This window comes from Leucobacter sp. Psy1 (assembly GCF_020096995.1).
GTDB lineage: Bacteria > Actinomycetota > Actinomycetes > Actinomycetales > Microbacteriaceae > Leucobacter.
In genome coordinates this window covers 1,889,293-1,903,029 of the sequence record NZ_CP083692.1, presented here as the reverse complement: position 1 = coordinate 1,903,029, position 13,737 = coordinate 1,889,293, and the positions used below count along the sequence as shown (strand labels likewise).

At 61.0% G+C, this 13,737-nt stretch carries 10 protein-coding genes; 9 read left to right on the top strand and 1 reads right to left on the bottom strand.

Features of this window, described 5'->3' with window-relative positions; translation table 11 throughout:
* The first annotated feature begins 49 nt into the window (after window positions 1-49).
* The 4 genes from gabT to K8P10_RS08875 all read left to right on the top strand — a co-directional run bounded on the left by gabT (window position 50) and on the right by K8P10_RS08875 (window position 4,997).
* Entirely contained in the window at window positions 50-1,393 is a 1,344-nt protein-coding gene (gene gabT / locus K8P10_RS08890) for a 4-aminobutyrate--2-oxoglutarate transaminase (protein WP_224778575.1), read from the top strand.
* A gap of 24 nt (window positions 1,394-1,417) precedes the next feature.
* Window positions 1,418-2,884, top strand: coding sequence for an NAD-dependent succinate-semialdehyde dehydrogenase (locus K8P10_RS08885; protein WP_224778574.1), 1,467 nt, complete (start codon window positions 1,418-1,420; stop codon window positions 2,882-2,884).
* A 96-nt stretch (window positions 2,885-2,980) separates the two neighbouring features.
* On the top strand, window positions 2,981-3,859 hold the full coding sequence (locus K8P10_RS08880; protein ID WP_224778573.1) for an ABC transporter permease: 879 nt from the start codon (window positions 2,981-2,983) through the stop codon (window positions 3,857-3,859).
* 130 nt (window positions 3,860-3,989) lie between these two features.
* Complete coding sequence (locus tag K8P10_RS08875) at window positions 3,990-4,997, top strand: ABC transporter ATP-binding protein (protein WP_224778572.1); 1,008 nt, start codon at window positions 3,990-3,992, stop codon at window positions 4,995-4,997.
* 75 nt (window positions 4,998-5,072) lie between these two features.
* On the opposite strand, the gene rsmD is transcribed toward K8P10_RS08875, so the two are convergent.
* Window positions 5,073-5,669 carry a 16S rRNA (guanine(966)-N(2))-methyltransferase RsmD gene (rsmD, locus tag K8P10_RS08870; protein ID WP_224778571.1) on the bottom strand — a complete coding sequence of 199 codons (597 nt, stop codon included), beginning with the start codon at window positions 5,667-5,669 and terminating at the stop codon, window positions 5,073-5,075.
* A gap of 96 nt (window positions 5,670-5,765) precedes the next feature.
* On the opposite strand from rsmD, the gene K8P10_RS08865 reads away from it, so the two are divergent.
* From K8P10_RS08865 to K8P10_RS08845, 5 genes are read left to right on the top strand one after another with little or no spacing between them, the layout of a single operon-like run.
* A complete protein-coding gene (locus tag K8P10_RS08865) occupies window positions 5,766-9,584 on the top strand; it encodes a sugar-transfer associated ATP-grasp domain-containing protein (protein ID WP_224778570.1) in 3,819 nt (1,272 codons plus the stop codon).
* Window positions 9,581-10,720 (top strand): CDP-glycerol glycerophosphotransferase family protein, encoded by a 1,140-nt coding sequence (locus K8P10_RS08860; RefSeq protein ID WP_370631836.1) that lies wholly within the window; start codon window positions 9,581-9,583, stop codon window positions 10,718-10,720. Before K8P10_RS08865 ends, K8P10_RS08860 begins: the two co-directional genes overlap by 4 nt.
* Window positions 10,708-11,760 (top strand): sugar-transfer associated ATP-grasp domain-containing protein, encoded by a 1,053-nt coding sequence (locus K8P10_RS08855; RefSeq protein ID WP_224778568.1) that lies wholly within the window; start codon window positions 10,708-10,710, stop codon window positions 11,758-11,760. The genes K8P10_RS08860 and K8P10_RS08855 overlap by 13 nt, the downstream gene beginning before the upstream one ends.
* Window positions 11,757-12,410, top strand: coding sequence for an NTP transferase domain-containing protein (locus tag K8P10_RS08850; RefSeq protein ID WP_224778567.1), 654 nt, complete (start codon window positions 11,757-11,759; stop codon window positions 12,408-12,410). Before K8P10_RS08855 ends, K8P10_RS08850 begins: the two co-directional genes overlap by 4 nt.
* A complete protein-coding gene (locus K8P10_RS08845) occupies window positions 12,407-13,672 on the top strand; it encodes a hypothetical protein (RefSeq protein WP_370631835.1) in 1,266 nt (421 codons plus the stop codon). The genes K8P10_RS08850 and K8P10_RS08845 overlap by 4 nt, the downstream gene beginning before the upstream one ends.
* Window positions 13,673-13,737: the final 65 nt, after the last annotated feature.

The window sequence follows — 13,737 nt, the reverse complement described above, 5'->3', positions numbered from 1 at the left end:
AGGCCCACCCCTAGGCTGTTCACGTACCACCGATCCCCAGGAGGAACTCATGTCTGCAGCCACCGTCACCGGCGGCCCCTCGCTCCCGCAGGAGCGCAAGCTCGTCACCAGCATCCCCGGCCCGAAGTCGCAGGAGCTGCTCGCGCGCAAGAACGCCGCCGTCGCCTCGGGCGTCGGCGTTGCGCTCCCCGTCTTCACCGTCGCCGCGGGCGGTGGCGTGATCGTCGATGCCGACGGCAACTCGCTCATCGACCTCGGCTCCGGCATCGCGGTGACCGGCGTCGGGAACTCCGCTCCCGCCGTTGTGGAGGCCGTCAAGGCGCAGGTCGAGCAGTTCACGCACACCTGCTTCACCGTGACCCCGTACGACGGGTACGTCGAGGTCGCCGAGAAGCTCAACGCGATCACCCCTGGTGACTTCGAGAAGCGCTCGGCGCTCTTCAACACCGGCGCCGAGGCCGTGGAGAACGCGGTGAAGATCGCCCGTCACTACACGAAGAAGAACGCCGTCGTCGTCTTCGACCACGCGTACCACGGTCGCACCAACCTCACCATGGGCATGACCGCGAAGAACATGCCGTACAAGGACGGCTTCGGCCCGTTCGCCCCCGAGATCTACCGCGCCCCGGCGTCGTACCCGTTCCGCGACGGCCTCTCGGGCGCCGAGGCGGCCGAGCAGGCGATCCTGCAGATCGAGAAGCAGGTCGGCGCCGCGAACCTCGCCGCCATCATCATCGAGCCGATCCAGGGCGAGGGCGGGTTCATCGCTCCGGCAGAGGGCTTCCTGCCCGCGATCCAGCGCTGGGCGAACGAGAACGGCGTCGTTTTCATCCTCGACGAGGTGCAGACCGGCTTCGCCCGCACCGGCGACATGTTCGCTGCCGACCACGAGGGCGTCACCCCCGACCTCTTCACCCTCGCGAAGGGCATCGCCGGCGGCCTGCCGCTCTCGGCGGTCACCGGTCGCGCGGAGATCATGGACTCGGCGCACGCCGGCGGCCTCGGCGGCACCTACACGGGCAACCCGATCGCCTGCGCAGCGGCGCTCGCGACGATCGAGACCTACGAGCAGGAGAACCTGACGGAGCGCGCTCGCGAGATCGGCGCCATCATCTCCGAGTTCTTCACCGACCTCCAGCAGAACGACGACCGCATCGGCGACATCCGCGGACGCGGCGCCATGAGCGCCATCGAGTTCGTCGAGTCGGGGTCGAAGCGCCCGAATGCCGCGCTGGTGGGTGCGGTCGCGAAGGCTGCGGGAGAGAATGGTGTTCTGGTGCTCACCTGCGGCACCTACGGCAACGTGATCCGCTTCCTCCCGCCGCTCGCCATCTCCGACGAGCTGCTCCGCGAGGGCCTGCAGGTCATCGCCGAAGCGATCGCAGCGAACTAACCGCAACCGAAGGGATACACCACCATGGCACTGCAGCAACACGAGCAGGATCTGCTCGACCGCGTTCAGTCTGGCCTCGGCATCGGCGGCACCTGGGAGGCCTCGTCCTCCGGCGCGACCTTCGACGTGCAGGATCCGGCGACCGGTGAGACCATCAAGTCCATCGCCGACGCGACCGTGGAGGACGCGGTTCGCGCGCTCGACGCGGCCGTCGCCGCGCAGGACGCGTGGGCGGCCACGCCGACCCGCGAGCGCTCCAACATTCTGCGTCGCGCCTTCGACCTGCTCCAGGAGCGCAAGGAGGAGTTCGCGCTCCTCATGAGCCTCGAGATGGGCAAGCCGATCGCCGAGTCGCGTGGCGAGGTCGGGTACGGCGGCGAGTTCCTCCGCTGGTTCTCGGAGGAGGCCGTGCGCGTGCAGGGCGACTACCGCCAGAACCCCGAGGGATCGGGCAACATCCTGGTGTCGCACATGCCCGTCGGCCCGTGCTACTTCATCACGCCCTGGAACTTCCCCCTCGCGATGGCGACCCGCAAGATCGCGCCGGCGCTGGCCGCCGGCTGCACCGTCGTCATCAAGCCGGCGAAGCTCACGCCGCTGACCACCGTCTACTTCGCGCAGCTGCTCGAAGAGGCGGGCGTGCCCGCTGGCGTCGTGAACGTCGTTCCCACGTCCAGCTCCGGCGCGCAGTCGAACGCGCTGCTCAGCGACCCGCGCCTGCGGAAGCTGTCGTTCACGGGTTCGACGCCGGTGGGCGTGAAGCTGCTCGAGGCGGCGGCCGGCAACGTGCTGCGCACCTCGATGGAGCTCGGCGGCAACGCACCGTTCATCGTGTTCGAGGACGCTGATCTTGATCGCGCTGTCGAGGGCGTCATGCTCGCGAAGTACCGCAACATCGGGCAGGCCTGCACGGCGGCCAACCGCGTCATCGTGCACGAGTCGGTCGCCGACGAGTTCGCGCGCCGCGTCTCCGAGCGCGTCTCGAAGATGACCATCGGCCGCGGCGCCGAGGAGGGCAACGACATCGGCGCCCTCGTCGATGACAACGCTGTGGCGACCTCGGCGCGTCTCGTCGCCGATGCCGTCGAGAACGGTGCCGAGGTGCTCACCGGCGGTCAGGCGATCGACGGACCGGGCCACTTCTTCCAGCCGACCGTCATCGACAAGCTGAGTCCGCAGGCCGCGATCATGCGCGAGGAGATCTTCGGGCCCGTGCTCGGGATCATCCGCTTCTCCACCGAGGAGGAGGCCGTCGAGATCGCGAACAACACCGAGTACGGCCTCATCAGCTACGTGTTCACGGAGAACATCCACCGCGGGCACCGCATGATCGAGCAGCTCGAGACCGGCATGATGGGCCTCAACGCGGGCGTGGCGTCGAACGCCGCAGCCCCGTTCGGCGGTGTTAAGCAGTCCGGTATCGGGCGCGAGGGCGGCGCCGAGGGGATCCACGAGTTCCTCTCGACGAAGTACACGCTGCTGCCGCGCTAACGACGCGGATCGCGCGGAACGGGCGTCTCACCCCTCGGGGTGGGGCGCCCGTTCGTGTGCTGCAGAGATCGGGGGTTCACGATAAACTACACACCTGTGTCCCAGGTTACGCATGAATCGCACGCTCGATATGACGAGCCCGGCGCGAGTCGATGGCTCCTGGATGTCTTCTCGTACCGTCACCTGCTCGGCCTGCTCCTGAAGAAGGGCATTACGACCCGTTACTACGGTTCCGCCCTCGGATGGCTGTGGTCGTACATTCGTCCCGCTGCTCAGTTCCTCATGTACTACGTGATGATCGGGATCGTCTTGGGGGTGGATCGGGGCGTGGCGTATTTCCCGGTATATCTCTTCTCCGGGATCATCGTCATCAACTTCTTCACCGAGGCAGTCCGATCGGGTACGAACTCGGTGACGAGCAGTGCCGGTCTCGTCAAGAAGATCTATCTCCCGCGTGAACTCTTTCCCGTCGCCGCAGTGGGGTCTGCCTTCATTCACTTCGTTCCGCAGGTAGCTCTGCTGTTCATCGTGTGCTTGATCGTAGGGTGGACGTTCTCGTTGATGCAGTTGGCGATGTTTCTCGTCGCCCTCGTTGTCGTCTTCATCTTCGCGCTCGGGCTCGCACTCTTCTTCAGTGCGCTCAACGTCGCATTCCGAGATGCGAAGAACGCCGTGGGCGTCATACTGATGTTTGCGACATGGGCGTCGCCGGTCCTGTACCCGTTCGTGCTGATCCGGGATCTCGTGCCAGTGTGGCTTTACTACGTCTATATGGTGAACCCGGTCACCGTTGCAGTGGAACTCTTCCACGAGACCTTCTGGCTTCCCGTGGTCCAGGTTGCAGGTGAGACCGCGGTGCGCCCTGAGCAGCTACTCACGAACACGCTTGCGGGATTCGGCCTGGCGATCGGTACTCTGCTCGTCGGCCAGCTGGTCTTCCGAAGGATGGAGGGGAACTTTGCCCAGCACCTCTAACGCACCAGTCGATCCCTGCATCGTCTTCGAGAATGTGCGTCGGACCTTCAACATCAGGAAGTCTCGGTCGGCGAAAGAAGCATTCGTTTCCGCATTTCGCCGCGGTCCGCGCACGACACAGTTCAACGCTGTGGACGATCTCAGCTTCGAGGTCTACCCCGGGGAATCGATCGCCGTTCTCGGTCGCAATGGGTCGGGCAAGTCTACGACCTTGAAGCTGCTCTCCGGCGTGCTCAGACCCTCGGCGGGGTGGATCGGCACCCAGGGGCGTGTCGCGGGCCTCCTCGAAGTCGGAGCAGGGTTTCATCCGAACCTCACCGGTCGCGAAAACGTCTACTTGAACGCGGCTATTCTCGGCATGAGTCGGCAGGAGACCGACGAACGATTCGAACAGATTCTCGAGTTCTCCGAGATCGGTGAGTTCATCGATACCGAGGTCAAGCGCTACTCCTCTGGAATGTACTCGCGTCTCGGTTTCTCGGTCGCCGTGCATACGGAGCTCGATGTGCTGCTCGTCGACGAAATTCTCTCGGTCGGCGATGCCCCGTTCCGTGCGAAATGCAACGACAAGATCGCGGAGCTCCAGGACCAGGGTAAAACGATGTTCATCGTCAGTCACAACGCGGCGCAGGTAAAGAAGCTGTGCCAGCGCGGGATCGTTCTCGAGAAGGGAAAGAAGGTCTTCGACGGTGCCATCGGCGAGGCAGTTGCGCTGATGAATCCGAAGAAGGCTGGGGTTCCGAAGCCCGCGGCGCAGAAGCCTGGGGTTCAGAAGTCCGGGGCTCAGAAGCCCGCAACACAGAAGCCTGCGGCTCAGCAGAAGCCGGCTGGTGACCAGGGGTCGGCCGCTCGACAGCATATAGCTGGGAAGCCGGCCGCTACTGCGACGGAGTCGGCATCGAAGTCGACGCCGACGACGGTGCAGCAGACTGCTCAGTCGCCGAGAGGTCCGATGCAACAAGCACCTGTGCAGCAGGAACCAGTACAGCAAGAGTCATTGCAACCGAAACCGGCACGCGCGCCGGTACCCGGGTCGCTTCAGCATCGCCTGGCCACTCAGAATCATCGCGATAGCGAGGAGCCACCCGTTCGGGAAGTCAGCGAGCCCGCCTCCAAGCGAGCCCGCCACGGCGCCTGACCTGATCGGCCCCGGAGAGAGTCCGGGGTCCGTACATCGGCTGTGCGGCCGTAGTGAAGGCTTCTTTGCTCTCTTTCAGGCCGGGGTGGAAGGCTCGGCCCACCACAGAGTGGTTTCTCCGTATCGTTTTTCGCGCACTCGGACGAGTCCTTCGGGCCAAGTCGGCTCAGGGGAGCGGTTGCTGCGCTCGACCATCACTGCTGCGTCCTCGGCGAGTAGCGGTACGAGCGCGGCGAGGTTCGTCCCCAGGGTCTCATCATCGAGGTCGTACGGAGGATCGAGCATTACGACATCCCACCGCGATTCTTGCTTCGCGGAGTCGAGAAACGTCTGAACCGCTTGACGTTCGACGGAGATCTGGGGAACAACCTCGCTCTTTGCGGTGACGCTCTTGAACGCACCGAGTACGATCGCCGCGTTGCGGGATGCGACCTGCGCGGCGGGAGGGTGCCGCTCCACGAGCGTGACCGAGGCTGCTCCGCGGCTGGCCGCTTCGAGACCCAGCGCGCCAGACCCGGCGTAGAGATCGAGCACGCGCGCATCAACGATGAGGTCCCTCGACGCAAGCGTTGAGAAGATCGCTTCGCGTACCCGGTCGCTTGTGGGGCGCGTCCCGGACTTCGGCACATCGATGCGCAGCGAACCCGCGTGGCCGGCGATGATTCTTGTCATGTCTCGAGCGTATCGGGCACTGCGAGAACACCTCGTGCATGGGGTGGCGACTGGGACTGAGCCAAGGTCGTAATCGGGGCGTGCGTTCGGGTACACTTGTGCCGTATTGCCTGGGAGATCGCTGCGAATGGCTCTCCTTTTGTTCCCCGACGAAAGTGCGAGATTCATGGCCCCGCGTGTACTACTCCTCGACGATCGCGCCCATCTTCAGTGGATGCTTCCGGGAAGGCGCGAGGACAGCCGGTAATCGGGAATCGTACGTTGGGTATCGCACGAGAGTTACAGAACCGCGCCAAGAAGGCAATAATCGGGGTGGTTTCACGCCCGCTCATCAGCGAGGGGTTCACGAAGCGAGCTGCCCGACTCTGGACGCGCGAGGTGCTGCGGGATCGCCGCTCGACCGATCAGCGCGGAACGGAGTGTGGGGCCGCGCATACGGCGGGGTTCACTCGTCAGACCTACACGCTCGTGCGACAGCTGGACGGAGAAGAAGTCATCTCGCAGCGTGACTTCAGGTTCATCTCGCCGATCAATACCAGACGAAGCTGGCTGCTCAACCGGGTGATCGCGAACCGTGCGATCCCCGGACTGATTGCTCGGACGCCGCGACAGTTCTGCTCGGTCTTCACAGGCCCACGTGGGTTCGATATCGTGCGGTTCCGGGACTATCCCAGTGACCTACCCGCGGCGGCGTCGGGTCTGCTCGACCTCATTCGGCGCGAAGGCTCCGTCAGCGTTGTCCCGCTGCGCTGGGACCGTGGTGTCGGCCGCGTGGTGAAGTGGGATGGCCAAGAGTTCACTGTCGACGGTTGGCCGACCACGAACGAGGCCGTGCTCGGCATGCTGGCCGATATGACCACACGAAGGCGATGCGTGCTCGCTGCTCACAGCGTCGCACCGGAGTACACCGGTTCACTCGTCGGAGCGAATGATGCGGTGGTGCGCATGTATGTCGGCAAGTCCGCAGATGGGGCGGAAGCACGGGTCCTCGACGCTGAGCTGGCGATCGACGATAGCTGGCGACCTGCCACGCCAACTCTCAGTGAAGTTCACGATGCCCGCGCGTCCCGCTCCGTTCGACGTGGATGGGAGAAACGACGTCAACGTTTGAGGTTCGGTGAGCAGCGCTTCGCGGTTGTCGAGGAGATCGAACTCGAGATCGAGCGCTTCAGCGGCCTCGCGGAGTGTGTCGGCGAGGTCGAGCGCATGCTGAGCGCCGACCACCTCCGTTTCCGCTTCATCGTTGTCGATGTTGCTCTCACCGGAGAAGGAGGGTTTGTCGTCGTTGACTTTTCTATGCACCCGCGTTATCCGAAGGGCCGTCTCTTCAGCCAGGCGGCGAATGAGTTCTTGCGGGTGCAACTGAGTGAACGGCGGAAGAAAGTTGAGGAGCTGCAGAAGTCCCAGCCGACCGCGTTCCAGCAACTCGATCGACGGCGTCGGCGACTCCGACGTCGATCCCGCTCATTCCACCTCCGGTCGGCGGGCTTCACCGGGCGCATGGCACGTTCCTGGGTGAGACGCCTCGAAGAGGATAAACGCCGGGACGACCGATTTTCTGGGGAGAAGCGCGAACAAGCACATCGTTGGGGGTTCCTTCCCGCCACGGTTGAGAACTTCCGGATCGACTCGGACAACGTCGACAGCTTTGTTTCAGAACGTGATTACAGCTTCGTTCATCCTCTTAACGGAAAGTACGGCAAGTGGGTGCGTGACCGGATCTCCGCGCACACGGTGTTCGAACCCTTCCAGGAGTCGTTCGAGCCCACGCACTTCCATGTGTTGCGTCGGGACAAAGAGCTCCAGATCATTCCTCTGAGCGATGAGGCGAAGGCCTTCCCTGCATCCGTCGACGGGATCGCAGCGTTCATCGAGGAGCATTCGCCACTGACGCTGGTTTCGTCAGCATGGAGTGGTGGCACCCATCTCGAAATCGGGTACTCAGAGGGTGAGTTCACCGTTGGTGATGCGAGCTACTCTCGCGACGAGTTCGAGAAGCTCTTGACCTATCGTGTTCGAGACCAGTTCTACGTGCTCATCGAGCCGGTCCGCGCTGAAAGCCTCGAAGGTCTTTCGGACTTGGCGAAGACTGATCTCCGGATCACGATGATCAACCCCGACGGCACGGATCCCCGCGCGGCGGAGGCGACGCTGATCTTTACCGAAGAGATTCCGCGCGGGATCCTGAAACGAGGCGGGCCGCAAAGTGTGCACACGTCGACTCTGAGCATCGACGGTGTTTCGGAGGCTGAGGCAGAACTGGCTCGGGCGGAGCACCGCGAGGATATCGGGGGACCACGGAGCGAGGCCGATGCCGATGACATCCGCGTTGAGAGTGAGGATACGATCGAGGACGAAGACGACCGGTTGGAAGAGCTCGAGCGAGTATCGTTCGTCTGCCGTGTGAGCCTTCGGGACGGTTCTTTTCGCGGAGCCCGAGCCATCGTGGACGGGCGCCTGGTACGGTATGCGAAGCACCCGGCGACCGGCGAGCGGATCGCGGGCGTGATTCCGAACTGGTCGGAGACCGTCGAACGGCTGGTCGAGATGTGCCGGTTCACTCCGCAGCTCGAGTTTGTCGAGTTCGCCGTCTCTCCGGGAACCGAAGCCATCTGCATTACGGGTATCTCGGCGATGCCTCCATACAGCGCGCACTTCCCCTTCTCGCGGACGACGACCGCCTTCTTGCGCGAACGGATCGACCGGAAGCGTGAGAGGACGCACCAGCGGACGGTCCGTTCCGCGAAGTGGTTGCGCAATGCAAAGCTGAAGGCCCGCAAGCAGTTCGCTGCGGCACTGTATCCCGAGGGGCTGGTCCCGTATCAGTCAGTGCGATGGCTCGGAGACATGCGGCGTGACCTGATGCAGCGAAACGGCATTTCCTTGCAAACCAAGCTGTGGGCGTACCGGAATGGCTTCCTCTCTTACCGTATCCCCCAGTACGGGATCACGCCGGAGAATCGCACGCAGTTCATCTCGGATTTCGAGTATCGCTGGCTTCGCCACATCAATAAGAAATACAAGTACTGGCTCGAAGACAAGATCAGCATCAAGTATGTCGCCGCCGAGTTCAACGAGTGCCTGCCGGCCTACTACTTCTACACGAGCCAGCAGGGGGGAGTGAATCATGTGGTCCCGATGATGGACTGCCCTGACGGATTCGAGCCGTCTTTCCCCGAGATCCTCCGTCTGGCACGCGAACTCGGGACACTCGCGCTGAAACCCGACGAGGGTTCGCACGGGGAAGGCTTCTACCGCCTGACGTACGAGTCCGGATCGTACTCGCTGAATGGTGAACCGGCGACGGAGGAGAGCGTACTTGCGATCCTCAGCAATCCGGAGAACCAGTACCTGATCACGGAGTTCATCGAGATGCATCCGGAGATCGCGAAGATGTATCCGCACTCCGTGAACACCATTCGCATGATCGTTTTCAAGAAGGATGGTGTCACGCCGGAGATCGGGAACGCATATCTTCGAGTGGGTTCCCTGAAATCGGGCTTCGTCGACAACACCGCCGCCGGTGGAATGCTTGCGGAAATCGACCCCGAGACCGGTGAGTTCGGCAACGCACAGTGGCTGGAGAAAGGTCGCGTCGAGGCCTGTCGTGTGCACCCCGATACGGGGGTACTTATTGAGGGCGTCATCCCGGAGTGGGAACGCGCCAAGCAGCAGGTGCTCGCAATTGCCGAGTCGCTTCCGCAGCTCGAGTACCTCGGCTTCGACGTTGCGATCACCGAGAACGGTATCAAGCTGCCGGAGATCAACCGCTTCCCCGACTATCCGCGCATCGATCGCCTGACCCCCGCGACAGTCGACTATCTCCTGTTCAAGCTCGAGCAGAAGAAGCGATTGTACGGCTATGACGTGAAGCCTCCGCGTTCGCTCATCAAGCTCCCGGACCGCACCGCATGATACTCAGCTGGGTAAAGATCCACACCGCAAAAACACTCATGGCAGTCGTGTACTGGTTGCTCAAACGGGTCACTCTCGTGAACCCGAATAAGGTTGTGTTTCTCGGGCGACACGTCGATCGCGTCCCTCTGGACTTTCGTCTCTTGATCGCTGAGTTGAAACGACGCGACTCTCGAGTAGAAGTGGTTGTGATCTCTAAGCAGTTCGAGGGAGGAACACGTGATTCCTGGCGATTCATTCCTTCACTACTGCGAAGCCTGTACGAGCTCGCCACCTCAAAGGTGTGCGTTTTAGATTCCTATTGGCCAGCGGTGTCAATTCTGAATCACAAGAAGTCGCTCGTCGTCTTTCAGATCTGGCACTCGCTTGGCAAAATCAAGCGAACTGGTTTTCAGGCTTTGGATACCGAGCAAGGCCGCTCGACTTTGGCTGCTCGATCGATGCGCATGCATGCTGGCTACGACTATGTCGTCGCAGGCGCGAAAGTTTGGAATCCCGAGTATCGCGCAGCATTCAATGTGAGCGATGATCAGATTCTCAACATCGGATTGCCTCGCGCGGACTACCTGCTGAATAGTCGCGAGCGAATCGCTGCAATGGTAGCCAAGAAGTACCCAGAGGTGATGAAGAAACCGATAGTGCTGTACACGCCCACTTTTCGCAGGCACCAAGCGAACGTGCCCGGCGCGCGGATGCTGGCGGAAGTGATCGACACTGATCGCTTTAATCTCGTGATCAAGCGGCACAAGGACGACGATCTCGCGATGCCGAACATTCCGCACTTCAAATGCTCAGGGTTTAACTCTCTTGAAATGCTTACGGTGGCGGACTATGTCATCACCGATTACTCCTCGATTGCGTTGGAAGCGGCGCTCATTGACGTCAAGACCTTCTACTTTCATTACGATGCCGAGGAGTATTTCGCGAGTAGCGGAGGAATCAACATCGATCTTCCCCAGGAGATGCCGGAGTGCGTCTTTTCAGATGCGGTTGAACTCGGGAGGGCGCTCGAGGGTGAGTACCCGGTGGAAGCGCTGCAGCGGTACAAGTCGAAGTTCATCTTCGAGAACCCTGGTCAATCAACCTCGGATCTTGCGAACCACATTTTCGACGAGGGGGGACTGTGCTCCCGCTGATCAAACGTAACCTCAAGCGAGCGAAGCTCGCATACCTCTGGATCACCCGTATCCTTCTCGCACCGAACCGGTTTGGTGTGTCGTTGTTTACACGTCTCAGGTTCGCGTGTTTCGGTGGCTACGTCGCCGATCAGGTTGCGCTCTACGATCTCAAGCGTCAGCCGAGAGGAACGTACCTCTCGGAGTTCGACTGGTACCGGTCGCGGTGGATCAACGAGCCATTCGACTCGATGCTCAACAACAAAATCGTCTGCAACGAGATTCTGCAGCATCACATCAAAGTGCCGCGTATTTTCTATGTGAAGAACAAGGGGCGAGTGAAGTCCCTTGAGCGGCCCGACGCCCTTCGCGCGATCGACGAGGTGCTCGAGACCTTGCAGCAAGAGGGAACACTGTTCCTGAAGCCGCTGGGCTCCGGCCGGGGCAAGGGGGTTCATCGACTCGATGCTGAGCTCGGGGCATTTCAGCTGGATCGTCGTCAGGTTTCGGCGGAGTCGATCCGGGAGCTCCTAACCGAGGAGGATGGGTGGTTCCTCTCCGAGGGGATCGAGCAGCACCCAGACATCGCGCGGCTCTATCCGGATACCAGCAATACCGTTCGTCTCATCACTCTCCGGGACCCGCACAGCGGTGAGTTGAAGATCTTCTTTGCCGTTATGCGGATCGGGACTGCCGAGACCGTGCCGGTGGACAATGGGAGCCGTGGGGGCCTCGTTGCCAAGATCGATCTAGACTCCGGTGTGTTGACTGAAGCCCGCACTCTATGGTCGAACGAATCGCACACGATGCACCCCGACTCGGGGACGCCGATTCTCGGAAGTCGGGTACCCGAATGGACGACAGTCAAAACTCAGGTCATGGACGTCGCTCGGGCGTTCCCGTACCTGCAGTTCATCGCTTGGGACATCCTGATCGCCGAGGACGGCCCGTACATTATCGAGGCCAATACCTCCTCTGGCGTCAACATCATCCAGATCTGGGGTGCCCAGGGACGCGGTGAGCTGGGCGACTTCTACCGCGCGCACGGGGTGATCCGATGAGCGGCAACCGATATGTGGTGATGGCGAACGGCAAAGGCATGCGCTGGGGCGGTCACCTTGGGATTCCGAAGCATCTCATCACTTTCGACGGGGAAACCTTGCTGAGACGGATTGTTCGGCAAGTGAAGGCAGCCGATCCGACAGCGGAAGTGTTCATTTCGTCAGGAGATCCGCGCTACGATACCGAGGGCGCGCGCCGGCACCGACCGCACCGAGACAGTCTCGAGATCGATCGTTTTGTCCCGGAGCTCGTCACCGAGCACGTGTGCTTCCTCTACGGCGATACGTTCTACTCCGATGGCGCCATCGAGAGAATCGTCGCTTCGAAACGGCCGGGCCTGCAGTTCTTCGGTGACGATCGATCTATCGTGGCGGTGCAGTCGAGATGCAGAGAGCAGTTCTTGACCCATCTCACGAGGGTGCGCGAACTCTTTCTCGCGGGAGAGATTGACTCGTGCATTGGATGGCAGCTGTACCAGTCTGCTGCCGGGCTTCCGTTCGGAGGGAAGACGATAGCGCAAGATTTCGAACGATTGGACGGGTTGACTGCGGGGTTCAATACCCCTGAAGATCTATTTGACTTCACGGCGAGGTCAGAGCGATTCCGGTCCCGAACGATCGGAAACTTCCAAGAGAAAGACGAAGAATGACAGCGAATAACTACGGCAATCACCCGCTCTTGCTTCTCTCTCGCTCGACGGAGAGTGCGAACCTTGAAGGAGCTTCCCTCTCGTTTGGACTATCGTCGAGGCGCTTTAGTCGATCAATGTTTACTGCAGTGGATGACGGAGGCAAGAGCCTTAGCTTCTACGGTGCGATGAGTACACTCACGTCGATTGTCGGAAATCGGGCTTGTAGAGATAAGGCGATTGCCAAAAGTATGATGCGTTTCGCGGGAGTTCCCACTGCTCCCGCACTCAGAATGCCTCACAAGGGAACCAAATCTGCCATGCGGTTTGTGGAATTGCATGGTTGGCCCGTGGTTGTCAAGCCACTGAATGGGCAAGGAGGAAAAGGGGTGACTGCGAATATAACCAGCGAGGAGGAACTGCGACTCGCGATTAAAGGAGTCGATTCCCCGATGGGCTTCCTTATTGAAAAGCACGTCGGCGGTGAGGACTATCGATTCCTAGTGGCTGGTGAAGAGGTGATCGGTGTCTGGCGTCGAGACGCGGCTAACGTGATGGGTGATGGACGTTCCTCATTGGACGAGCTCATTGACAGCAAAAATGAGATCCGGGGCACCAATCCACATCTTGCGACGCGGCCCATCAAGAAAGACGCGTTGGTGCTAAACCACTTGAAACGCTCAGGTTTGACCCTCGAGTACGTCCCATCAGCAGGTGAGAAGATCTATCTAAGAAGCGCGGCGAATCTCAGTTCCGGCGGAGACAACATCGAGATCACTGACGAAACACACCCTTCGCTTAAGGCTATTGCTGTCCGAGCGAAGCAAACGTTGCCGTCGATTGAACTCGTCGGCGTAGATATCCTTCTTGAGGATTACACCCTCCCTGCCTCGGATCAGGAAGTAAACATTTGCGAACTAAATAGTATGCCCGGCATATCCGCTCACGATTTTCCGATGTATGGCAAGCCAAGGACCGCAGCGGCTCGATATTTGGAGATTTTAGCTGCAGGGACGGGGGTATCTCTCAAGGACACTCGAAAGCAGTCGAGATTCCTCCTGACGAGCTACGGTCAGTTCAATGAGAATCACTTTGCGGACCACCTTGCCTCAATCTGCAATCGCGCAGGAGTGAAACTACTCGACGTAGAAGGCACCCCTGATCGTTACGTGGCTGACCTCGAGGGCGAACCCTTCGCTATGTCAGCTGTGCACGCGCTATCCCTTGCTCCCTCAGCTCGGGTCGGCAGAGTCGAAGGGAGCGAGGTCAAACCCGAGGCGTGAGACATTTTGCCCACGTGCACAACGCTTCTGATAGCTCGTAAGCGTCTTCGATGAACGAGGGTTCT

Excerpts from the sequence above, each read along its gene's own strand:
- rsmD (WP_224778571.1), bottom strand. The coding sequence starts at position 5,669 with ATGACAAGAATCATCGCCGGCCACGCGGGTTCGCTGCGCATCGATGTG.
- K8P10_RS08885 (WP_224778574.1), top strand. The coding sequence starts at position 1,418 with ATGGCACTGCAGCAACACGAGCAGGATCTGCTCGACCGCGTTCAGTCT.
- K8P10_RS08860 (WP_370631836.1), top strand. The coding sequence starts at position 9,581 with ATGATACTCAGCTGGGTAAAGATCCACACCGCAAAAACACTCATGGCA.
- gabT (WP_224778575.1), top strand. The coding sequence starts at position 50 with ATGTCTGCAGCCACCGTCACCGGCGGCCCCTCGCTCCCGCAGGAGCGC.
- K8P10_RS08850 (WP_224778567.1), top strand. The coding sequence starts at position 11,757 with ATGAGCGGCAACCGATATGTGGTGATGGCGAACGGCAAAGGCATGCGC.
- K8P10_RS08845 (WP_370631835.1), top strand. The coding sequence starts at position 12,407 with ATGACAGCGAATAACTACGGCAATCACCCGCTCTTGCTTCTCTCTCGC.